Here is a 23,442-nt window from a genome sequence, read left to right as displayed (position 1 = left end):
AAGTTTGCTAGAAGGTTATTCCGCTGCTAGATTGAGAAAATAATGAACGGAATGGCACAACAAGGAACCGTTTGGCAATAATTTATTCCAAAACGTGAGGTCGATCATGGGCAATATATTTGACAATCCAGTTATTGGTGTAGTGATGTGTAGGAACAGGCTTAAGGGTCACCAGACCCAGACTCTGCAAGAAAAGTACCTGAATGCGGTATTAAATGCCGGTGGATTACCGATAGCGCTTCCCCATGCGCTTGCGGAACCCGAATTGTTGAACACGCTGTTACCGAAACTGGACGGTATCTTCCTGCCAGGAAGCCCAAGCAATGTGCAGCCGCACCTCTATGGTGAAAATGGCGATGAGTCTGACGCCGATCCCGGGCGTGATCTTCTGAGCATGGCGCTAATTACCGCCGGGCTCGAAAGGCGCATTCCCATTTTCGCCATCTGCCGGGGCTTGCAGGAATTAGTTGTCGCCACTGGCGGGACTCTGTATCGTCGCCTGTGCGATCACTCACAGTTCCTGGAACATCGTGAAGATGCGGAACTCCCGGTGGAGCAGCAATATGCACCATCTCATGAAGTCCAGGTTCAACAGGGAGGATTGCTATCTCAGTTAATACCAGGTTGCAGCACGTTTTGGGTTAACTCCTTGCATGGTCAGGGCGCAAAAACCCTTGGCCCGCAGCTGCGCGTGGAAGCACGCTCGCAGGATGGATTAGTGGAAGCTGCCAGCGTCCATGACCATCCTTTCGCGCTCGGCGTGCAGTGGCACCCGGAATGGAACAGTAGCGAATACGCCCTGTCGCGTTTGTTACTTGAAGGTTTTATCACCGCTTGTCAGAACCACCTCGCTGAAAAACAGCGACTCTGACCACTACAGTTAAGGAAATGCAATTATGAGCGATGACGGCCTGGCGCCGGGTAAACGTTTGTCAGAGATCCGCCAGCAATTGGGTCTTTCGCAGCGTCGTGCCGCCGAACTGTCTGGGTTAACGCATAGCGCCATCAGCACCATAGAGCAGGATAAAGTCAGTCCTGCCATCAGTACGCTGCAAAAGCTATTGAAAGTATATGGGCTGTCGCTCTCCGAGTTCTTCGCGGAACCGGAAAAGCCTGACGAACCGCAGGTGGTTATCAATCAGGATGATTTGATTGAGATCGGGAGTCAGGGAGTATCCATGAAGCTGGTACACAACGGAAATCCGAATCGTACGCTGGCAATGATGTTTGAAACCTATCAGCCAGGCACGACAACCGGGGAGAGAATTAAACATCAGGGTGAAGAGATTGGCACAATACTGGAAGGTGAAGTGATACTGACCATCAACGGTCAAACGTATCCTCTTGTTGCAGGGCAAAGCTATGCCATTAACACCGGCATACCACACAGCTTCAGCAACACCTCGGCAGGGATCTGCCGCATCATCAGTGCCCACACTCCCACCACTTTCTAATAAGTAGCGGCCTGAGTTTCTCAGGCCTTCTTAAATAACGCGCATTAACAGGGTACATCCCTGGGGCATCGTGCAGCCTGATTTTGCCTGAAGAAGATCAGCAACGAACTTTATCTTATTGATATAAAAGGAGTAGCTATGAACTTTCAGAATCTTAAATATTGGCGTGAGAAAGCCAGCCATTATTCACCAGAGACCCGTTTATTTATTAACGGCGAATATTGTGCCGCCGCTGATAACGAAACCTTTATTACGCTGGATCCGGCAGGACAACGTCCTCTGGCTAAAGTCGCCCGCGGTAAAAAAGCGGATGTGGACCGCGCGGTCACCGCAGCCCGTACCGTCTTTGAACGCGGAGACTGGTCGCAAGCATCACCCGCAGAGCGCAAAGCGGTACTGCACAAACTCGCCGATTTAATGGAGCAGCATCACGAGGAGCTGGCGCTACTGGAAACGCTCGATACCGGTAAACCGATTCGCCATAGCCTGCGTGATGATATTCCCGGCGCGGCACGCGCCATCCGCTGGTATGCCGAAGCTATAGATAAAGTCTATGGCGAAGTTGCCACCACCTCGGTGAACGATCTGGCACTGATTGTGCGCGAACCGGTAGGCGTGATTGCGGCTGTCGTGCCGTGGAACTTTCCTCTGCTGCTGGCCTGCTGGAAACTCGGCCCGGCACTGGCTGCGGGTAACAGCGTGATCCTCAAGCCTTCCGAAAAATCACCGCTGACCGCCATTCGCCTGGCTGCGCTGGCTAAAAAAGCAGGTTTGCCCGATGGCGTTCTCAGCGTTGTTAGCGGGTATGGTCACGAAGCGGGTCAGGCGTTGTCACAACATCCGGATGTTGATGTGATCACCTTTACCGGCTCGACCCGCACCGGCAAACAACTGCTCAAAGACGCGGGCGACAGCAACATGAAACGCGTCTGGCTGGAGGCCGGAGGTAAAAGCGCCAATATCGTGTTTGCCGACTGTCCGGATCTGCCGAAAGCCGCCGCTAATGCAGCGGCAGGTATCTTCTATAACCAGGGCCAGGTTTGTATCGCCGGTACGCGCCTGCTGCTGGAAGAGAGTATTGCCGACGAATTTATCGCGCTGCTGAAAGAGCAGGCGAAAAACTGGCAGCCTGGCAACCCGCTGGATCCGGAAACCACGATGGGCACGCTTATCGACAATGCGCATGCCGACACCGTAGACACGTTTATTCGCGACGGTGAAGCGCAAGGCACGCTGGCGCTGGATGGCCGCAGCCACGTACATCCGGCCGCTATCGGCCCGACGATTTTTGTCGATACCGCACCGCAGGCCCACGTCAGCCGCGATGAAATCTTCGGCCCGGTACTGGTCATCACCCGTTTTAGCAGTGAAGCCGAAGCCCTGGCGCTGGCCAACGACAGTGACTACGGCCTCGGCGCCGCGGTCTGGACCCGCGATTTGTCGCGCGCCCATCGTATGAGCCGTCGCCTGAAAGCCGGCTCAGTCTTCGTGAATAACTACAACGACGGTGATATGACCGTGCCGTTCGGCGGTTATAAGCAAAGCGGTAACGGACGCGATAAATCCCTGCATGCGCTGGAAAAATTTAGCGAACTGAAAACCATCTGGATCTCCCTGGAGTCTTAATCATGACTGAACATACCAGCAGTTATTACGCCGCAAGCGCCAATCAGTACGAACCGTTTCCGACCCTTAGCGAATCGGTTAGCTGTGATGTTTGCGTTGTGGGCGGTGGTTATACCGGACTCTCCTCCGCCCTGCATTTAGCGGAAATGGGTTACGACGTGGTGCTACTGGAATCCGCGCGTATTGGTTTCGGGGCCAGCGGACGTAACGGCGGTCAGTTGGTGAACTCCTACAGTCGCGATATCGACGTCATCGAACGTACCTATGGCCCGGACGCCGCTAAAATGCTCGGTGGAATGATGTTTGAAGGCGGCAATATCATCCGCGAACGCATCAAGCGTTATCAGATCGAATGCGACTATCGTCCCGGCGGGCTGTTTGTAGCGCTGAACCACAAACAGATGGAAACGCTGGAAGAGCAGAAGTCGAACTGGGAACGCTACGGCAACACGCAGCTTGAACTGTTAGACAGCAGTGAAATTCGTCGCGAAGTCAGCAGCGATCGTTATGTCGGCGCGCTGCTCGACCACAGCGGTGGTCATATTCACCCGCTGAACCTGGCGATTGGCGAAGCTAACGCCATTCGTCTGAACGGCGGACGCGTCTACGAACAGTCGCCAGTCACCCGTATTCAGCACACCAGCCCGGCGGTGGTCAGCACTGAAAAAGGCCAGGTGACGGCCCGCTTTGTGATCGTCGCGGGCAACGCCTATCTCGGTGACAAACTGGAACCTGCGCTGGCAAAAAGCAGCATGCCGTGCGGCACGCAGGTGTTAACCACCGAACCGCTGTCGGCGGAGATGGCGCGCTCGCTGATCCCGAAAAACTACTGTGTGGAAGATTGTAACTACCTGCTCGATTACTACCGTCTGACCGGGGATAACCGCCTGCTGTACGGCGGTGGTGTGGTCTACGGCGCTCGCGATCCGGACGATATTGAGCGTCTGGTAATGCCGAAACTGCTGAAGACCTTCCCGCAATTGCAGGGGGTAAAAATTGATTACCGCTGGACCGGTAATTTCCTGTTAACGCTGTCTCGTATGCCGCAGTTCGGCCGTCTTGATACCAACATTTACTATATGCAGGGCTACAGCGGCCACGGCGTGACCTGTACTCACCTGGCAGGACGCCTGATTTCCGAACTGCTGCGCGGGGATGCCGAGCGCTTTGACGCGTTCGCCAACCTGCCGCACTACCCGTTCCCGGGAGGCCGCAGCCTGCGCATTCCGTTTACCGCCATGGGGGCGGCATATTACAGCTTACGCGATCGCCTTGGGGTTTAAGTTCTTCCGCGATAAACCCGACGCACAGGGCGATCCCCCCTGTGCGTTTTTTTATTCCTGGAAAGCGAAAAACAGATAACAGGTACGAAAATATCGCAATAGGACATAACCACACTCTTTGCATTGTTTCTCCCTTCCGATCGGATACGCTTTTTTAGATATCGCTGGCGGCATGCGCCAGAACTCAACGGGGGAAGAAACGCGTGTTATGAATACGAATAACGAGGAGACCTTTTATCAGGCGATGCGCCGCAAAGGCGTAAGCAGACGCAGTTTTCTCAAATATTGTACCCTCGCGGCTACATCGCTGGGGTTGGGAGCCGGAATGACGCCCAGAATTGCTTGGGCGCTAGAGAACAAACCCCGGATCCCGGTAGTCTGGATCCACGGGCTGGAATGCACCTGCTGCACCGAATCATTTATCCGCTCCTCTCACCCACTTGCCAAAGACGTCATCCTCTCCCTGATTTCCCTCGATTACGACGACACGCTGATGGCCGCCGCCGGAACGCAGGCCGAAGAGGTATTTGAAGACATTTTGCGCCAGTACCATGGCCGCTACATTCTGGCCGTCGAAGGCAACCCTCCGCTGGGCGAGCAAGGGATGTTTTGCATCAGCAGCGGGCGCCCTTTTATTGAAAAGTTAAAACGAGCCGCAGCAGGAGCCAGCGCGATTATCGCCTGGGGAACCTGCGCCTCCTGGGGCTGCGTGCAGGCTGCCCGGCCTAACCCTACCCAGGCTACGCCGATCGATAAGGTGATCACCGATAAGCCGATCGTGAAAGTGCCCGGCTGCCCGCCGATTCCGGATGTCATGAGCGCCATCATTACCTACATGGTGACATTTGATCGTTTGCCTGAACTCGATCGTCTGGGTCGTCCGCTGATGTTCTATGGTCAGCGTATTCACGATAAATGCTACCGCCGCGCCCACTTTGACGCCGGGGAGTTCGTTGAGAGTTGGGACGATGACGCCGCCCGCAAAGGCTATTGCCTGTACAAAATGGGCTGCAAAGGGCCAACCACCTATAACGCCTGTTCCACCACCCGCTGGAATGGTGGCGTTTCTTTCCCCATCCAGTCCGGCCACGGTTGTCTGGGATGTTCGGAAAACGGCTTCTGGGATCGCGGTTCGTTCTACAGCCGCGTGGTTGATATTCCACAAATGGGGACGCATTCAACCGCCGATACCGTGGGCCTCACCGCGCTAGGCGTCGTGGCGGCCGGTGTCGGTGTTCACGCAGTCGCCAGCGCCGTCAACCAACACAACCGCCACAAACAGCAACTAGCCGACGCCGGACAACAGTCTCCAGACAATAAGGATAAACAGGCATGAGCAATTCGTATCAAACCCAGGGATATACGGTCAATAATGCCGGTCGCCGCCTGGTTGTCGACCCCATCACGCGCATTGAAGGCCATATGCGTTGTGAAGTGAACATTAATGAGCAGAACATCATCACCAACGCGGTTTCCTGCGGCACCATGTTCCGCGGGCTGGAGATCATTCTACAGGGGCGCGACCCGCGCGATGCCTGGGCATTTGTCGAACGAATTTGCGGAGTGTGCACCGGCGTACATGCGCTCGCCTCGGTCTATGCCATTGAGGACGCTATTGGCATAAAGGTGCCCGACAACGCCAACATCATTCGCAATATTATGCTGGCGACGCTGTGGTGCCACGACCATCTGGTGCACTTTTACCAGTTAGCCGGAATGGACTGGATTGACGTGCTGAATGCACTGAAAGCAGACCCGCGCGCCACATCGCAGTTGGCACAAAGCCTTTCAGCCTGGCCGATGTCTTCTCCAGGCTACTTCTTTGACGTTCAAAATCGCCTGAAGAAATTTGTCGAAGGCGGTCAGTTGGGGATTTTCCGCAACGGTTATTGGGGACATCCGCAGTACAAGCTGTCGCCAGAGGCCAACCTGATGGGCTTTGCCCACTATCTGGAAGCGCTCGATTTTCAGCGCGAGATCATCAAAATCCATACGGTGTTTGGCGGTAAGAATCCGCATCCGAACTGGATTGTCGGCGGGATGCCGTGCGCTATCAATATCGATCAGAGCGGCGCGGTAGGCGCAGTCGATATGGAACGCCTGAACCTGGTGCAGTCGATCATCACCCGCACCGCTGATTTCATCAACAACGTCATGGTGCCTGACGCGCTGGCTATCGGCCAGTTCAATAAACCCTGGAGCCAGATTGGCACCGGGCTTTCTGATAAGTGCGTCTTAAGCTACGGCGCGTTCCCGGATATCGCCAATGACTTCAGCGCGAAGAGCCTGTTGATGCCTGGCGGCGCGGTGATTAATGGTGATTTTAACAACGTCATGCCGGTGGACCTGGACGATCAGCAGCAAATTCAGGAGTTTGTCGATCATGCCTGGTATCGTTATCCGGACGATCAATTAGGTCGTCATCCGTTCGAAGGGATTACTGAACCCTGGTATAACCCGGGCGATGTCAAAGGCAGTGATACCGATATCAAGCAGCTCAACGAACAGGAACGCTACTCGTGGATTAAAGCCCCGCGCTGGCGGGGACACGCTATGGAAGTTGGGCCGTTGGCGCGTACGCTGATTGCCTATCACAAAGGGGATGCCGCCACGATTGAATCCGTGGATCGCATGATGTCCGCCCTCAAGCTGCCGCTGTCGGGTATGCAATCAACACTGGGACGTATTCTGTGTCGCGCGCACGAAGCGCAGTGGGCCGTGAGCAAGCTGCAATATTTCTTCGACAAGCTGATGACCAACCTGAAAAACGGCAATCTGGCTACCGCAAATACCGAAAAGTGGGAGCCTGAAAGTTGGCCGCAGCACTGTCGCGGGATCGGTTTTACCGAAGCGCCGCGCGGAGCATTAGGCCACTGGGCATCGATTCGCGACCAGAAGATCGACCTGTATCAATGCGTGGTGCCGACCACCTGGAATGCCAGCCCGCGCGATCCAAAGGGACAAATTGGCGCTTACGAGGCGGCGCTGATGGGCACCCAAATGGCGATACCGGATCAACCGTTGGAGATCCTGCGCACCTTGCACAGCTTCGACCCCTGCCTGGCATGTTCAACCCACGTACTCGGCGACGACGGCAGCGAACTTATCGCCGTCCAGGTTCGCTAAGCGTTAAGGAACGGAACGATGACTGGAAAAACATCCCCACGCGTCGGGGAGGCGCGTGATACCGCCACCAGCCACTATGTGTTTGAAGCGCCAGTACGCTTGTGGCACTGGCTGACGGTGGGCTGCATGTTGGTGTTGATGGTGACCGGATACTTCATTGGCCGACCGCTGCCGTCGGTCAGCGGTGAGGCCACTTATCTGTTCTACATGGGCGACATCCGGCTGGTGCATTTCGCCGCCGCCATGGTGTTCACGGTGATACTGCTGATGCGCATTTACTGGGCCTTCGTCGGTAACCGTTATTCACGCGAACTGTTTATCGTGCCGGTCTGGCGGCGCAGCTGGTGGCAGGGTGCGTATTCTGTGGTGCGTTGGTATCTGTTTCTGGAAAAAAAACCGGGAGATGATATCGGTCATAACCCCATCGCACAGGCGGCGATGTGCGGTTATTTCCTGCTTTCCGTTTTTATGATCCTCACCGGTTTTGCCTTATACAGCGAACATAGCCAGTACGCCATTTTTACCCCTTTCCGCTATGTGACAGAGTTTTTCTACTGGACCGGCGGGAACTCTCTCGATATCCACAGCTGGCATCGGTTAGGGATGTGGTTCATCGCCGCCTTCATCGTAGGCCATGTGTATATGGCGATTCGTGAGGACATCATGTCTGACGAGACCGTCATCTCAACCATGATTAACGGCTTTCGTAGCCATAAGTTTCCCAAGGGTCAGCACGATAAGGAGGCGTCATGAGCGAACCTAACGTCATCGTGATGGGCTTAGGCAACCTGCTGTGGGCAGATGAAGGGTTTGGTATTCGCCTCGCTGAGCGCCTGTACGCTCATTATCACTGGCCTGAATCGGTAGAGATTGTTGACGGCGGCACGCAGGGACTGAATCTGCTGGGCTACGTTGAGCAGGCCAGCCATTTGCTGCTGCTTGACGCCATCGACTACGGGCTTGAGCCGGGAACCCTGCAAACTTACGCCGGAGACAAAGTCCCGAGTTACCTCAGCGCTAAAAAAATGAGTCTGCATCAGAACAGCTTCTCTGAAGTGCTGGCTCTGGCGGATATTCGCGGCCATCTCCCCGCGCACATCGCTCTGGTGGGACTACAGCCGGTACAGCTGGACGACTATGGCGGCAGCCTGACCGACATCGCGCGCGCTCAGCTCCCGGCGGCGGAACAGGCCGCGCTTACGCAACTGGCCGCGTGGGGCATTGTGCCACAGACAAGCGATGAAACGCGTTGCCTGAACTATGACTGCCTGTCGATGGAAAACTATGAAGGCGTGCGTATTCGCCTGTATCGCGTAACGCTGGAGAGATAATTAACATGTTGAATGACCAACCGTTTTCTGCGCTATGGCAGCGAATGCTGGCTAAGGGCTGGCAACCGCTGAGCGCATCTGAACTGGATGACTGGATAACCCGCGTGGGTGATGGCGTGGTCCTGCTCAGTAGCGATCCTCGCCGTACACCGGAAGTCAGCGATAACCCGGTCATGATTGCCGAGTTGCTCCGCGAGTTTCCCCAGTTTGACTGGCACATCGCCATGGCGGATCTTGAACACAGCGAGGCGATCGGCGATCGCTTTGGCGTGTTCCGTTTTCCGGCTACCCTGGTGTTTACCCAGGGTGAGCTGCGCGGCATTCTCAGCGGTATCCACCCGTGGGCCGACCTGCTCAACCTGATGCGTCCCCTCGTTGAACAACGCATACCGCCGGAGTCTGCATGATGAGCGATTCCTTTTTTCATCTGCTGGGGCCGGGAACGCAGCCGGGTGATGACAGCTTCAGCATGAATCCCTTGCCCCTCACCTGCCAGGTCAACAGCGACCCCAGCATGGCAACACTGGAAAACTGTCCGCACAGCCCGACGGTGATGGCATTGTTAGCCGATGTGCGCCACCAGCTCATCCAGAGAATTCCCGCCAAACAGGATGTGCTGGGATGGGATTTATCCTCGCTCAATGCAGACGATCTCACCTTTCTGAATACGCTACTCGGCGAAGGCGAAGTTTCCGTGCGCATTCAGCATGCTGACGGCAGGGCGAGCGAGATTCAGGAGTCGATTTTCTGCGGTATCTGGCGGGTGCGCAGTCAGGATGACAAGGGGCAATGGCAGGAACATCTGGAAGCAGGCAGCGCGCCGCGGGCGCTGTGGCAGGCGGCAACAATCAATACGCTGCCGGACGATAGCCTGCTGCCTCCGCCTATAGATGGGTTGATGAATGGCCTGACGCTGGCCCAGGAACTGCTGGCGCACGTGCGCGATCCGGCAGCGCAACCCCATAGCATTAACCTCACCCAACTGCCGATTAGCGACGCGGATCGCCTGTTCCTCGCCCGCCTGTGCGGCGAAGGACACATTCAAATCCGCACCATCGGCTACGGCGAGAGCCAAATCGACGCCACGGCGCTGCGCCATGTCTGGCATGTTCGCTGTCTGGATACCCTGAAAGGGCTTCTGCTTGAGAGTTATGAGATCTGTCCGTTGCCGGAACTGGTATTGGCCGCACAGGAAGATCTGCTCGACTCGCTCGAGCGCCTGGATGAAGTCTGCGGCTGGCTGGCATCCGGCCCGCCTGCCTGATCCCCTCTTTAGACCCGCGTACTTGTCTACTGCGGGTCTGACGTTTTTTTCTTACCTATTCACTCTCTAATGCCTGATGGAGTTCGCATGTGGGACGTCATTGACCTATCGCGCTGGCAGTTTGCGCTGACCGCGCTGTACCATTTTCTGTTTGTTCCCCTGACGCTGGGGCTGATTTTTTTGCTAGCCATCATGGAAACCCTGTTCGTGGTGACCGGCAAAACAGTCTACCGCGACATGACGCGTTTCTGGGGAAAGCTATTCGGTATTAACTTTGCGCTCGGCGTGGCAACCGGCCTGACCATGGAGTTTCAGTTCGGTACTAACTGGTCGCTCTATTCCAACTATGTGGGTGATATTTTCGGTGCCCCGCTGGCGATGGAAGCCTTGATGGCCTTCTTTCTTGAATCCACCTTCGTGGGGCTGTTCTTCTTTGGCTGGCAGCGCTTAAACAAGTATCAGCATTTACTGGTGACCTGGCTGGTTGCGTTTGGCTCTAACATCTCGGCCCTGTGGATCCTCAACGCCAACGGCTGGATGCAATATCCAACTGGCGCTCACTTTAATATTGATACCCTGCGCATGGAGATGACCAGCTTTAGCGAGCTGGTCTTTAACCCCGTCAGCCAGGTGAAATTTGTGCATACCGTGATGTCCGGTTATGTCACCGGCGCCATGTTTGTGATGTCCATCAGCGCCTGGTATTTGCTGCGTGGTCGCAATCGCGAGTTCGCCCGGCGCTCCTTCGCGGTGGGTTCCGTCTTTGGCACGCTGGCTATCCTCGGCACGCTACAACTGGGTGATAACTCAGCCTATGAGCTCGCCCAGCTCCAGCCGGTAAAACTGGCGGCAATGGAGGGCGAATGGCAAACCGAACCGGCCCCCGCGCCCTTTCATGTCATCGCCTGGCCGCAGCAGGAGCAAGAGCGTAACGCCTTTGCCGTGAAAATACCGGCCCTGCTAGGTATTCTGGCGACCCACTCTTTGGATACGCCGGTTCCGGGGCTGAAAAACCTGATGGCGGACGCGCTCCCACGCCTGCAGCGAGGCCGGGAGGCATGGTTACTGATGCAGGAAATTGCCAAAGGTAACCGCACGCCTCAGGTACTGAACGCTTTTCACGCTGTGGAGAAAGATCTGGGTTACGGCATCCTGCTGGCGAACTACGCGCCTGACATGAACCACGTTACGCCAGCGCAATATCAGGCCGCGCAACGCGGCGCCATTCCGCAAGTGGCCCCCGTGTTCTGGAGCTTTCGCATCATGATTGCTTGCGGTTCGCTACTGCTGCTGGTGATGGCGATTGCGTTGATACAGACCTTACGCTGGCGTATCGACCAGCATCGCTGGGTACTGCGCATGACGCTGTGGAGCCTGCCGCTCCCGTGGATTGCCATCGAAGCTGGCTGGTTTATGACGGAGTTTGGCCGCCAGCCATGGGCGATTCAGGATATTTTGCCGACATGGTACGCACACTCCGCGCTGAGCGCAGGCCAACTGGCCTTCTCGATGGGGCTAATTCTCACGCTTTACACCCTGTTTTTAATTGCTGAGGTCTACCTGATGCAGAAATACGCGCGCCTTGGTCCAGATGCAATGCATAACCAGCAACCAACGCAACAACAGGGATAAAGGAGACAATCATGTTGGATTATGAAACGTTGCGGCTCATTTGGTGGCTGCTGATTGGCATCATTCTGGTGGCCTTTATGGTCACTGACGGGTTTGATATGGGGGTCGGCTGCCTGTTACCGCTGATCGCGCGAAACGATGATGAGCGTCGGGTGTTGATTAATAGCGTCGGGGCGCACTGGGAAGGTAACCAGGTGTGGCTCATTCTGGCGGGCGGTGCATTATTCGCGGCCTGGCCGCGGGTCTATGCCGCCGCATTTTCGGGGTTTTATGTAGCGATGATCCTGGTGCTGTGTGCTCTTTTCTTTCGCCCGTTGGCCTTTGATTATCGCGGAAAAATAGCCAATGCGCACTGGCGTGCTATGTGGGACACCGGGTTGGTTATCGGGAGCCTGGTCCCTCCTGTTATCTTCGGCGTCGCGTTCGGCAACCTGTTCCTGGGCGTGCCTTTTATCTTCACACCACAGCTTCATGTGCAATACCTGGGCACTTTCTGGCAGTTACTCTCACCCTTTGCGCTGCTGTGCGGCGCATTAAGCCTGATGCTGGTTATTCTGCAAGGGGGCGTGTGGCTCCAGTTGAAGACCGACGGCATTCTTCACCAACGCGCGCTCTCTGCTACCCGTCGTAGCGCAATGCTGGTCGTGCTCTGCTTTCTGTTAGCCGGTTACTGGCTATGGACGGGGATCGACGGCTATGTGCTACTTAGCCAGGATCCGAATGGTCCTTCCAACCCGCTATTAAAAATGGTAACGACCTCACCGGGCGCGTGGATGGCGCACTTTTATCAGTCACCACTGCTGTTAATTATTCCGCTGCTTGGCATGATTTTCCCGATGCTCGCGATCTATGCCTGCGGGCAACGTCGGGCCGTATGGGGATTTCTGTGCGCTTCACTGACCCAGGCCTGCGTGATCTTCACCGCCGGAATCACCTTGTTTCCGTTTGTGATGCCTTCAAGCGCGTATCCGCTCTCTAGCCTGACGGTGTGGGACAGTACCTCCAGCCAGATGACGCTCAGTATCATGCTGGTTATTGTGCTGATTTTTCTACCGATCGTTCTGCTTTATACCGTGTGGAGTTATTACAAAATGCTGGGACGAATCAGTGTAGAAACGATCCGCCGCCACAATCACGAACTTTACTAGGGAGGACTGTACGATGTGGTATCTGTTTTGGTTTGTCGGCATTCTGCTGATGTGCGCACTCTCCACGCTGGCGCTGGTCTGGCTGGAGTCGCGGCAGAAATAATACTGCGCGTGCGCTACGCTTTCTGGCTCCCCGGTTTATTCGGGGAGCTTTTTTATCCCCTTTCCATCAGCTCGCCAAGGCGCCGAATCTGCCGTCCCTGGCTATCGAAATTACGCTCATCGAGCCACAGATCGTAGGCAGGACGGAGTATCGGGTACTCACCGTCGATGATTGAGTACCATGCGGTATCACGATTTCGTCCACGGGTAACGATAGCCTGCCGAAATACACCTTCAAAACTGAAGCCAAAGCGCTCCGCCGCCCCACGGGAAGGCTCATTGAAGGCATCACATTTCCATTCAAAACGGCGATAGCCCAGATCCTCAAAAACGTACTTTAAAAGCAATGATATGACTTCCGTTGAAATTCGCGTGCGTTTCATGCGTACGGAGTAAGAAACATGCCCTACCTCAATCACACCATTTGCGGGATCAATCCGCATAAGAGCAAACGTACCAACAGGCTTCATACTGGTTAAATCGATCACGGCAAAATGCATCGGATCTGTCTGTTCTTCCATGTTTTTTAAATAAACCAGGAAGGCATCAAAAGTTTCAAAAGGTCCGACCGCCAGATATGTCCAGTCACGACAATCGCTTGCTTCGCAGTACGCTTCATACAACTCTTTTGCATGGCGTTCGGTGTTAATGCGCTCAAGCTTACAATAGCGACCTGTAATTTGCTGAGCCTGTGGAAAGGGTGCGCCTTTCCAGTCAGACAAAGTCATACCTACGGGTTGTTGGAATTGATTAAAGACGCCCGGCATATCTGTACCTCTTACAAAACAGAACTAAACCAGCGCAGGGTATGATCAAACTGAGCGGCCCAAAAGAACCACAATGCGTGTTTTTAACGGATCCACACTATTTAATTGTACAAAAAACAGACGCTATATTTTTGCCTGTAGCGAAAGAAACGTATTTACTGCATTAATGCTAAGAGCTAAATAAATTATAATTTAAATAACCTGAGCCAAACGGCGAATCCCATCAACAATTGCCTCTACCGGATGATTTGCAAAACCAATCAAAATCCCCTGTCGTGAGATATCGCTCTGGTAATAACGACTTAGTGATAGTATTCCCATCCCTAGTAATCTGGCTTGCTCCTCAACTTCATTTCCGGTTAATCCGTTTTGTAGCCAGCACACAATATGGACGCCAGAGTCAGAAGGCTGCACAATCATTTTATCAGCCAGGTATTCTTGAATAGCATTGACCAGCGCAGTTCTTCTTTCATAGCATGCCTTACGAATTCGGCGCACATGACTGGCATAGTGACCATCCTCAATAAAATTCGCCATCACAGCCTGTTCAAGATAACTGGTGCCAAGATCGGAAAAATATTTCGTCACCATAATCTGTTCTTGTAAATCCGGCGGGACAACTAAAAAACCTAAACGGAATTCCGGGTACATCATTTTAGAAAATGTTCCGGCGTAGATTACGCGTTGATTCTGATCTAATCCTTGCAGAGCTTGTAAAGAACGGTCGGCATAACGGAACTCGCTATTATAGTCATCTTCAAATATCCATGCCTGATTCGATTTCGCCCATTCCAGCAACTCAAAACGTCGGGATAAACACAACGTTCCACTTAATGGATATTGATCCGACGGGACGACATAGGCCAGCTTAGCGTCAGGAAAATGATCAATACCATAGCGGACGTTCATTCCCTCGCTATCTACCGGTACTGGCCTCACCATCGCGCCAACTGACATGAAGGCTCCGCGGGCGCCTTTGTAACCCGGGTCGTCCAGCCAAACGTCACTTCCTGCCGACAGCAATGCTCGTGCAGTAATGTTCAATGCCTGTTGAATACCATTTACGATGATTATCTGTTCTTCGTTACAGTTCACTCCACGCGTTGTTTTAATGTAGCGGCAAACCGCTTTTCTCAATGGAAAGTACCCGCAAGGATGAGTGTGAGCGCCCAGTTGATGCCGGGATTGTCTCCAGACACGTTGCAGTAGCTTTCCCCATAACGCATGCGGGAAGAGATCCGTACACCCGACACCAACCGCAAATAGGCGGTTCATGCAGCGCCCTTCATACTCATTTGACCACAAATCGCGAACAGGATTATTTCGGCTGTGAACCTGTTCATCAGGCGAGACGACGTCCCCCGACGCCATCTTTGGATAGCTATTGCTGATACTCCGATCCGGAATATTATGTGAGACATATGTTCCAGACCCTTTACGGGTCAGGATATACCCTTCATCTAAAAGCCTGTCATAACCGGCGATCGCTGAGTTTCGTGAAATTGACATCATCTCGGACAATGCCCTGGTTGACGGCATTTTTGTTCCTGGCGACAATCGCCCTTCGAGGATGTGATCGCGGAGGATGTGGTAAACCTGCTCCTTAACCGCGCCTTTTCCTAAAACAAATCCTTGAAATAAAGGCGCATTGTTTTTCTTCATTGTATTAACCTTTATACTAAAAGTGGATCCTATCAATATATCGAAAGTGTCTCTTTACGAGAAATTATAAATTTCTTAGTATCATCATACTAACACATTACTCGTATAAAATATCAGGATATATATGACTAACATGAATACCGTCACTATTGAAAGTGCAGAACAAAAAGACTACGCCAGCTGGCTTCCTTTATGGATAAACTATCAAACATTTTATCGCACTAAAATTTCAGATGAAGTAACAAAATTAACGTGGGAGCGTTTCCTTACCCCGAGCGAACCTGTTTATTGTGCTGTTGCCAAATATGATGGAAAAATAGTGGGACTGGTGCATTATCTCTTTCATCGTTCAACATGGGCAGAATCCAACTATTGCTATCTCGAAGATTTATTTGTTAGCGAAGAGGTACGTGGCCAACATATCGGTAAACAGCTTATCGAGTATGTCCAACAACAAGCCAAAAAACACCACGCGTCAAGATTATACTGGCATACGCATGAAACCAATCTCCGTGGACAACGTCTGTATGACTGGGTGGCCCAAAAGAGCGGGATGATCGAATATCGTATGTAAGGATAATAATACTCAGGATAGTATTTAATTATTCAGTACTAAAAATAAGCCTCTGAGTAGATATACTCAGAGGATGTCTCGGTGACAAATCCCCCCAACCTGAATAAGATAAGGAAAAAAACCAGCGATAAGCAAATTCTTAAGAATCAAAAAGGTAAAGAGCCAGCATGGCAACGATAAAGGATGTTGCAGAGTTAGCGGGAGTGTCCACCGCAACAGTTTCACGTGTTATTAATCAAACCGCATGGGTTGAACCCGTGACGCGTGAGCGTGTTGAAAAAGCCATGCGCGAACTGAACTATCATCGCAATGCCGCCGCTATTGCATTAGCGAAACGTAGCGGTGACATGCTCGGGTTATTGACCGGCAACCTTGCCGATCCCTTTTTTGCCAGGCTTGCCCGAGGCGTGGAAGAAGTATCACGCCAGCAGCAATTTCGGCTGATGGTATGCAGCGGTGGCCACGATGAAGGAATGGAAAAATCAGGACTCGATTTCCTGATAAACCAGGGCTGTGAAGCTATTGTGGTCCATGCCAGTAGACTGTCTGAAAAGGAACTGTTGCGATATGCCGCTCATTTTCCTGCCATGGTGGTCGTGAACCGCTATATTGCCGGGATGGCCAATCGCTGCGTGTGGCTGGAAAATAGTCAAGCAGCTAAAACAGCCACGCTACATCTCCTGGAACAGGGGCACCGTTGTATTGCCTGCGTGACAAGTGATTTACCGATTATCGATCGCCGTGAGCGGCTGGAAGGCTATCGCCAGGCGCTGGCCGAATATGGCATTACGCCAGATAAAAACTGGGTGATTAGCGTGCCCTTTAATGAAGAAGGTGGCGAACGCGCTGCACACCAGCTGCTTAATTGCGGCATTCCTTTCACCGCAGCAGTGACGTTTAATGATGTAATGGCCGCCGGGATTATGCGCATCCTCCATCAGCAGGGAATTACACTTCCGCAGCAGCTTTCGATCGTTGGATTTGATGATGTGGTGATGGCTCGCTATCTCTACCCCGCACTCACAACAATGCATTATCCCGTTGAGCGCATGGCTCGCTGCGCTTCGCAGCTGGCGATACAGCTTTTTAAGGGCGCAACTCAGCGTCCCAGCGTGAATAGTTTCACTGCGGATTTAGTGATCCGCGATTCTGTTCTTCCCCCCTCTCTCTGAAATCAATGCGTAAATCGTCAAGCCCCTGAATTGTGATCGACTTCAAGTTTAACGTCTTCATGTAATCGCTTACATGAGGGCCAATGAGCGATCACAGTCAGGCAAAAGGGTGTTCTCTACTCTTGAGCGACCTTACAGACTGGAGATTCATGAATGAATGCCTCTCAAAATCAGAAAAAAACACTCTCATTTGGACTGGCAGTGATCCCTATTTTAGCCATGCTACTGCTGCTAATTATTGGCTACGGCATCATGGGGCTACGTATTGAGCCTTTGTTGCTATGTTCTGCTGCAGTCGCCGCGGGTATGGCCTGGTGGCAAGGGTATTGCTGGGAAGACATCATTAATTCGGTGGTTGATAAACTCGCCAAAGCAATGCCGGTTATCATGATTCTTATCTGTGTCGGCGGCCTGATTGGTACATGGATGTTCAGCGGCACCATCCCTTACATGGTGTACTGGGGACTTAAACTCATCAGCCCCGAATACATTCTCATCGCCGCGTTCTTTTTGACCAGCGTCGTATCGGTGTGTACCGGAACCTCCTGGGGTTCCGCCGGAACGGTTGGCGTAGCATTGATGGGCGTTGCCGCCGGACTGGATGTTTCGATGGCAGCAGCGGCAGGTGCCGTTGTTTCTGGCGCTTACTTCGGTGACAAGATATCGCCGCTGTCAGACTCCACCAACTTTGCGGCCATTGTTGCAGATACCACCCTTTTCGAGCATATCCAGCACTTATTATGGACCACCATTCCCAGCTTTCTGCTTGCCGCCGTGGTTTATCTTATTGCCGGCCACAGCAATATGCTCGGCGAGGTCGCCACGCCGCAACGGGTTACCGATATTGTCAACGCTCTGGAGTCGCTGTACCACTTCAATATCATTCTGATTTTGCCGCCGGTTATTGTGTTGTGGGGTGCAATTCGTAAAAAACCGGTCATTCCTTTAATGCTGAGTGCATGCGTATTAGCCCTGATTCTGGGCGTTGTCATGCAAGGACTCAGCATCAAGCAGGGACTGGATGCCTTTATAGATGGATTCAACATTACTATGTTCCCGCAAGGGAGTGAGGGCATTATTGCTGATGTTCCGCGCCTGCTGAACCGCGGCGGAATGTTCTCAATGATGAGCACTATCCTTCTGGTATTTTGCGCATTCTCTTTTGCCGGTGCCTTAACGTTAACGGGCGCGCTCAACATTATCATTAACCGCTTACTGACGGTCATTCACAGTGTCGGTCAGTTAATTGCGGCAACCATTGGTACCACCCTTCTGGTGACCGGAGCGACAAGCGACGGCAAGCTGGCTCTTCTGGTTCCAGCTGAACTGTTTAAAGACGCATATCGTCGTATGGGACTGGATACCAAAAATCTGTCCCGCACCATTGAAGACGCTGGCACCGTCATTGAGCCGTTATTGCCGTGGACCGCTGCCGGAGTTTATATGGCCACGACATTAGGAGTGAGCACGCTGGATTTATTGCCATGGGCGATTCAGTGCTATGCCGCAATCTTCTTCGCCTTGATTTACGGTTTCACGGGAATCGGTATTGCGAAGGCGCCATCAGTGGCAGAAACAGAAAAAAATATTACGGCAGCAGAATAGGGAGAGCATGTAATGGATTTTAATAAGATTATCGATCGTCACGATACCGCCTCGTTGAAATGGGACTTTATGGCGCGATATTTCGGCGAGGATACACATCAACTGTTGCCAATGTGGGTGTCTGATTTTGACTTTACTTGCCCGCCCGCTGTTCAGGAGGCTTTAACTCACCGCGTCGGGCACGGTATTTTTGGTTACAGCGAACGACCACAAAGCTACTTTGATTCATTAATTTCATGGTTCTCAACCCGGCATCAGCTGGAAATCAAGCAAGAGTGGATCTGCAGTATTGAAGGTGTTGTTCCGGGATTATCGCTACTCGTACAAATGCTAAGTCAACCCGGTGAAGGCGTGGTCGTTCAGGGGCCTTATTATGGTTCATTCGCTAAAATTATCTCTCTGAACGGCAGACAGCTGCTGGAAAATCCGTTGTATGAGGACCCGGCTACCGGTTATCAAATGGATTTTGCTCACCTGGAAATGTTATTCCGGACTGAACGTCCGCCGTTGATGATTTTATGTAATCCGCATAATCCAACCGGTCGTTGTTGGACTGCACAGGAGCTGGAACAGCTACTTACGCTATGCGAGACCTATGATGTGACGTTGCTGTCTGATGAGATATGGGCAGATTTATTGCTTCCTGGAGAACAATTTACTTCAGTTCTGCATCTGGGAGAACGCTGGCATTCGCGTGTAATTTCAGCTACTTCAGCCAGTAAAACGTTTGGTTTGTCGACATTGCGTATTGCTAATTTTCTGATACCGGCACCGGCATTGCGTGAACACTTTTTACGCCGTCTGGATGCGCATGGACTGGATGTATTCAATGCGCTATCCGTCGAGGCGAGTACGGCTGCATGGCAACATGGTGCACCATGGTTAGACGATTTACTTGGCTATCTGGCTGAAAATCGACGCTGGTTTATTCAACAAATTGATGAATATCTCCCATGGGCTCGGGTTGTTCCTTCCCAGGCAACGTATCTACTGTGGATAGATTGCAAAGCGCTTGGACTGGATGATGAGCAGCTCAAATGGGTAATGCTTGATGTTGCCGGTATTGCGCCTTCAATGGGAAATGGCTTTGGTCCTGCAGGAAAAGGTTTTATCCGCCTGAACATGGGATGTCCACGCGCCTACCTCGAAAAAGCGGTAGAGGGGTTGAAGCGTATTGCATTTACATCCTGTTGAATCTGCTCAGTAAACGAATCGGCCCTGGCACAGGGCCGCTCGATATTATCAGCCATTTCGACGAGGCCTGATTAACGACCTCTGAACTACCAACCAAAAATGGCGATGCGGAGAACGTGGTGCAGGTTACCCGGAAAAAATAAGATGCGCACTGAAAACCGCAGTAAACGGGGTTTGCGTTGATTTCGGTAGACCTGGGAAGAGTTTGAAATGGTGCGATAATAGGAGTCGACAAACAAGACCAATTAATTGATTTTATTGAATAAATTAATATCGAAGAATAAACCTATACACGCCCCTATACACGTCGGCGATAGCGTTCATTTTTTGAACCTGATTCTGAGTAAGAAAAAGTTTTTTTGCACTTAACTGTTCACACTGTTCACCTCGATTATTTTTCATTTAATATCAATTTGTTAGGTGGTGATGAGTTGGTGAAGAGTGAACAGTCGACTCTTCACCTTTGTGATTTTTGCTCGTTCTGGATCTGCCCGGTCGGGCGATGCGCGGGGTGATAAAAAGTTTTTTTAGGTTTTACTGTTCACACTGTTCACCTCTGATTTTTTATTAATAATTTCATGGTGATACAGGGTGAAGATACGGTGAAGGGTGAACAGTGGATTGTTCACCTTGTGGCAATGGCCAGAAAGGAAAAGACCGGCTGTTGCCGGTCTGAGTGAGGTTATGTTGCTGCGGGGTCGTCGCACTTCGGCAGCCAGTCGCCGTAGCTTTCCTCTTTCAGCGACAGGTTGGTTTGTATCCCCTGCTTTGTGTGTCGCTTCTCATAATTCAGGCCGTACTCTTTCAGCATCATGGGCAGCCCCAGCCCGAACATTTTCAGACTGAGCACGTTCCTGTATCCGTTGGCCTCCATATAGGCCAGATACGCGTGATAGAGATATTTACGATAATTACGCGGGACGATGCTGGCATTGCCCATAAACATCCCGTTGGTCTGCGGCAGCATTTCCAGATAGCCGCAAAAATCAAATGTCGGGTCAGCGTCGCGCTTGATGCTGAGCGCCTCGTCGGAGTTCTGCTGCGACTGGAGCAGTGCACGCGCTGCCATCGGGGCGCTGAATTTCTGCATAAGCTGGCGTACGATGACGGCCAGCTCGCGCGCAATTTTATCCCTGAGCTGCGGGTCGCGTTCCTCCGGGGCAATCTGCTCCGGGAAATGAATAATCACCCGGCGACGGGAGACGCCGCCGCTGCGGTCGGTGAAACGCATCGGGTTATTGTTCACGGCCAGAATCACCGCCGGAATATGCGTTGAGTACGGATTCTGGTATTTCGGGTCAACCGAGACCGCATCACCGCCGGTGATGGCCTTAAGCCCTGCACCGTCACCGCTCCATTTTTCCTGGTCTGGCAGACGGATAAGCGAGAAGCCAATCAGGGAGGCACGCTTGCGCGGGTCTTCCAGTGTGTCGATATCGGCTGACGTGGCGTTATCTTCCCCGGCGAGCAGGGTCGCGATTTCGGCCAGAATACTTTTGCCGCTCCCGCCGGGACCGGTGACTTCGAGAAAGAGCTGCCAGTCGTAACGGTTCGCCAGCACCATAAACAGCGCAGCCAGAATCACGTCGCGTTTTTGTGGATTTTTACCGGCCGCACGGTCGAGCCAGCGCCAGAAGTTCGGCGCGTGAGTCTCCAGCGTTTCCCCTTCCACCGGCGGGGTAAAATCCACATCACACAGCGTGCGCAGCCAGTGCGATTTATGGTGCGGGCTGAATACGCCGCTTTGGGTATCGAGTACCCCGTTGCGAAAGCCAATCAGACGACGTGCCGGTGTATCCTGCTGCGGAATAATCAGTTTCAGGGTCTCCACCACCGAGGCGATTTTCCCGGATGAGAACGGGGCGCGCAGGCGCTGGAATAAATCAGCCACATTCCGTGAAAAAGTGGCGGCAGGGATATTTTTCCAGATGCCGTTTTCATAGCGGGACAGGAGCTGGCCGTTCGCATCCACCGCCAGCGCTTCGCCGTAATGCTCATGCACCCGCAAAGCCTTGTCGCTGGCGCTCATGGCGGTAAATTCTGCCTCGCTCATGGTATCGAACGGACTTTGCGCCGGTGGCCTGATGGCGTCATAAATGGCTTTGCGAGTGGCCTCCTCGCCGTACTGTATAAACGCATCATTCCAGTCACCGAATACCGGCGGCAGGGCAACAATGCCCTCACAGGCATCTGTGGCCGCTGCGGCTTTACTCTGGCCGTCGCCGTTAAGGTCACGGTCGGCAGCGAGCACAATCTGACAGGCCGGATATTTCTGACGGGCAAGGCTCGCCAGAGAAAGGAGGTTCACGGAGGACAGCGCCACCATGACGGTTTCCCCGGTCAGGTGATGCACGGTGAGTGCGGTCGCATAACCCTCTGCAATCCACAGGCGTTTTCCGGCCTGTTTTTTCCCTTCGATGATATGACATGCCCCTTTGACCTGCCCGCCTTTCAGGGTGCGTTTGAGACCGTCAGCATTGATAAGCTGAAGGTTAACCAGTGCGCCGGTATCGTCATACAGCGGGACAGCCACATCACCGGTGCGGAACGCCACGCCGCCGGTTTTATGCATGACGGTGAGCGTCAGACATTCCAGAGCGGGGAAGCCCTTTCGGGTGAGGTAGGCGTTGCCGGTGGCTGGTCGGGTTTTCTCCATCAGTTTCGCGGCCAGCCCGGCCGCCGCTTTGCGGTCGGCATCGGTTTCAGCCTCTGCGGCCGCAATCACTTCCGGGGCAACCGGTGACAGATTGCCGGTCACGGCGTTCACCTTCCCGGCAGCTTCTGACGGGGTCACGCCAAACACTTTCTCTACCAGCTTAAGCCCGTCACCTGCGCCACACTGATTGCAGAACCACGTCCCGCGCCCCTCTTTATCGTCAAAGCGGAAACGGTCAGAGCCGCCACACACCGGACAGGCCTGATGGCGGTTTTTAATCACCTTCACACCCAGCGCAAGGAGAATGCGCGGCCAGTGGCCGCACGCCTGTTTTACCGTTTCTGTTACGTTCATTTTCATCGTTGTTTTCTCCCTCAGTGCAGTACCGGCGACGTGATATGACGGGCGCAAAGCTCATCCATCACGGCCAGCCCGAGAAAGGACAGCGATGGCGCGGCTTTGAGTGGTCCGGTTTCCATTAAATCTTCCAGTAGTGCACAGGCAATCTGGCGGCCTTTTTCCTCGCCGTGCTGGCGCAGGTAGAAGCCTTCCAGCTCGGCGGCAATGGCGCTTTCCAGCGCGTCGAGGGTGAGGTGCGGGTAGCGGTGCTGGCGTTCGCACAGGGTCAGCCAGGCACAGGCCACGGCGCGACGATACAGCGCGGCGCGTAATACGGGCGGTAATGGCTTTTTCATACGTTACCCTCCCCGGTCAGCCACTGCTGATTGCAGCGTTCGACCACGCCGTCGAGCTGGGCGGTCATGAGGTAAATCACGGAGGTGAGCTGTAACTGCTGCGCAGGGTCACGACGAACGGTGGCGCAGTCCTGCACCTGCATCAGGTCGC

21 protein-coding genes are annotated in these 23,442 nt (G+C 53.3%); 17 read left to right on the top strand and 4 right to left on the bottom strand.

Going from position 1 to position 23,442, the window contains the following annotated elements:
* Positions 1–106 precede the first annotated feature (106 nt).
* The 13 genes from puuD (at position 107) to cbdX (ending at position 12,967) form a co-directional block, all read left to right on the top strand.
* Positions 107–871: a gamma-glutamyl-gamma-aminobutyrate hydrolase gene (puuD, locus tag OGY09_RS23050; protein ID WP_032942456.1), complete on the top strand. Its 765-nt coding sequence runs from the start codon at positions 107–109 to the stop codon at positions 869–871.
* Between the two features lie 25 nt (positions 872–896).
* The gene (gene puuR, locus OGY09_RS23045; RefSeq protein WP_003830877.1) at positions 897–1,454 is read left to right on the top strand and encodes an HTH-type transcriptional regulator PuuR; all 558 of its coding nucleotides are present in this window, start codon (positions 897–899) and stop codon (positions 1,452–1,454) included.
* Between the two features lie 138 nt (positions 1,455–1,592).
* Positions 1,593–3,080 carry an aldehyde dehydrogenase PuuC gene (gene puuC / locus OGY09_RS23040; protein WP_032942455.1) on the top strand — a complete coding sequence of 496 codons (1,488 nt, stop codon included), beginning with the start codon at positions 1,593–1,595 and terminating at the stop codon, positions 3,078–3,080.
* Positions 3,081–3,082: 2 nt separating this feature from the next.
* A complete protein-coding gene (locus OGY09_RS23035; RefSeq protein WP_032942454.1) occupies positions 3,083–4,363 on the top strand; it encodes an NAD(P)/FAD-dependent oxidoreductase in 1,281 nt (426 codons plus the stop codon).
* Positions 4,364–4,571: 208 nt separating this feature from the next.
* Positions 4,572–5,699 carry a hydrogenase 1 small subunit gene (gene hyaA / locus OGY09_RS23030; protein ID WP_032944312.1) on the top strand — a complete coding sequence of 376 codons (1,128 nt, stop codon included), beginning with the start codon at positions 4,572–4,574 and terminating at the stop codon, positions 5,697–5,699.
* Positions 5,696–7,489: a Ni/Fe-hydrogenase large subunit gene (gene hyaB / locus OGY09_RS23025; RefSeq protein WP_032942453.1), complete on the top strand. Its 1,794-nt coding sequence runs from the start codon at positions 5,696–5,698 to the stop codon at positions 7,487–7,489. The genes hyaA and hyaB overlap by 4 nt, the downstream gene beginning before the upstream one ends.
* Before the next feature lie 18 nt (positions 7,490–7,507).
* On the top strand, positions 7,508–8,242 hold the full coding sequence (gene hyaC, locus OGY09_RS23020; protein ID WP_032942451.1) for a Ni/Fe-hydrogenase b-type cytochrome subunit: 735 nt from the start codon (positions 7,508–7,510) through the stop codon (positions 8,240–8,242).
* The gene (gene hyaD / locus OGY09_RS23015; RefSeq protein ID WP_032942449.1) at positions 8,239–8,820 is read left to right on the top strand and encodes a hydrogenase 1 maturation protease; all 582 of its coding nucleotides are present in this window, start codon (positions 8,239–8,241) and stop codon (positions 8,818–8,820) included. The genes hyaC and hyaD overlap by 4 nt, the downstream gene beginning before the upstream one ends.
* A gap of 5 nt (positions 8,821–8,825) precedes the next feature.
* Positions 8,826–9,227, top strand: a complete 402-nt coding sequence (hyaE, locus tag OGY09_RS23010) for a hydrogenase-1 operon protein HyaE (protein ID WP_032942446.1) — start codon at positions 8,826–8,828, stop codon at positions 9,225–9,227.
* Positions 9,227–10,084 carry a hydrogenase expression/formation protein gene (locus OGY09_RS23005; protein WP_032944310.1) on the top strand — a complete coding sequence of 286 codons (858 nt, stop codon included), beginning with the start codon at positions 9,227–9,229 and terminating at the stop codon, positions 10,082–10,084. Before hyaE ends, OGY09_RS23005 begins: the two co-directional genes overlap by 1 nt.
* Positions 10,085–10,171: 87 nt before the next feature.
* Positions 10,172–11,716, top strand: coding sequence for a cytochrome bd-II oxidase subunit 1 (appC, locus tag OGY09_RS23000; RefSeq protein ID WP_032942445.1), 1,545 nt, complete (start codon positions 10,172–10,174; stop codon positions 11,714–11,716).
* An 11-nt stretch (positions 11,717–11,727) separates the two neighbouring features.
* Positions 11,728–12,864, top strand: coding sequence for a cytochrome d ubiquinol oxidase subunit II (appB, locus tag OGY09_RS22995; RefSeq protein ID WP_128612364.1), 1,137 nt, complete (start codon positions 11,728–11,730; stop codon positions 12,862–12,864).
* A gap of 13 nt (positions 12,865–12,877) precedes the next feature.
* Positions 12,878–12,967, top strand: a complete 90-nt coding sequence (cbdX, locus tag OGY09_RS22990) for a cytochrome bd-II oxidase subunit CbdX (RefSeq protein ID WP_003830863.1) — start codon at positions 12,878–12,880, stop codon at positions 12,965–12,967.
* Positions 12,968–13,019: 52 nt separating this feature from the next.
* Here cbdX and OGY09_RS22985 read toward each other — a convergent pair whose 3' ends face one another.
* Positions 13,020–13,733, bottom strand: coding sequence for a GNAT family N-acetyltransferase (locus tag OGY09_RS22985; protein ID WP_275399186.1), 714 nt, complete (start codon positions 13,731–13,733; stop codon positions 13,020–13,022).
* Between the two features lie 192 nt (positions 13,734–13,925).
* Positions 13,926–15,395, bottom strand: coding sequence for a MocR-like pyridoxine biosynthesis transcription factor PdxR (pdxR, locus tag OGY09_RS22980; protein WP_275399187.1), 1,470 nt, complete (start codon positions 15,393–15,395; stop codon positions 13,926–13,928).
* 124 nt (positions 15,396–15,519) lie between these two features.
* Here pdxR and OGY09_RS22975 point away from each other — a divergent pair, with 124 nt between their 5' ends.
* From OGY09_RS22975 to OGY09_RS22960, 4 genes are all read left to right on the top strand, one after another.
* Positions 15,520–15,969, top strand: a complete 450-nt coding sequence (locus tag OGY09_RS22975) for a GNAT family N-acetyltransferase (protein WP_032942441.1) — start codon at positions 15,520–15,522, stop codon at positions 15,967–15,969.
* Between the two features lie 167 nt (positions 15,970–16,136).
* A complete protein-coding gene (locus OGY09_RS22970; protein ID WP_008783828.1) occupies positions 16,137–17,141 on the top strand; it encodes a LacI family DNA-binding transcriptional regulator in 1,005 nt (334 codons plus the stop codon).
* A 153-nt stretch (positions 17,142–17,294) separates the two neighbouring features.
* Complete coding sequence (nhaC, locus tag OGY09_RS22965) at positions 17,295–18,746, top strand: Na+/H+ antiporter NhaC (protein WP_048226419.1); 1,452 nt, start codon at positions 17,295–17,297, stop codon at positions 18,744–18,746.
* A gap of 12 nt (positions 18,747–18,758) precedes the next feature.
* Positions 18,759–19,940, top strand: a complete 1,182-nt coding sequence (locus OGY09_RS22960) for a MalY/PatB family protein (protein ID WP_137377047.1) — start codon at positions 18,759–18,761, stop codon at positions 19,938–19,940.
* Positions 19,941–20,622: 682 nt separating this feature from the next.
* Here OGY09_RS22960 and OGY09_RS22955 read toward each other — a convergent pair.
* Both OGY09_RS22955 and OGY09_RS22950 read right to left on the bottom strand, forming a co-directional pair.
* Positions 20,623–22,956 (bottom strand): primase-helicase zinc-binding domain-containing protein, encoded by a 2,334-nt coding sequence (locus tag OGY09_RS22955; protein ID WP_286591009.1) that lies wholly within the window; start codon positions 22,954–22,956, stop codon positions 20,623–20,625.
* Between the two features lie 14 nt (positions 22,957–22,970).
* Positions 22,971–23,291 carry a DUF5375 domain-containing protein gene (locus tag OGY09_RS22950; protein WP_251867071.1) on the bottom strand — a complete coding sequence of 107 codons (321 nt, stop codon included), beginning with the start codon at positions 23,289–23,291 and terminating at the stop codon, positions 22,971–22,973.
* Positions 23,292–23,442 lie beyond the last annotated feature (151 nt).

This window comes from Citrobacter sp. Cpo071 (assembly GCF_030332765.1).
Lineage (GTDB): Bacteria > Pseudomonadota > Gammaproteobacteria > Enterobacterales > Enterobacteriaceae > Citrobacter > Citrobacter portucalensis.
Note: the sequence above shows the minus strand (reverse complement) of the source record. Positions and strands in the feature narration are given on the sequence as shown.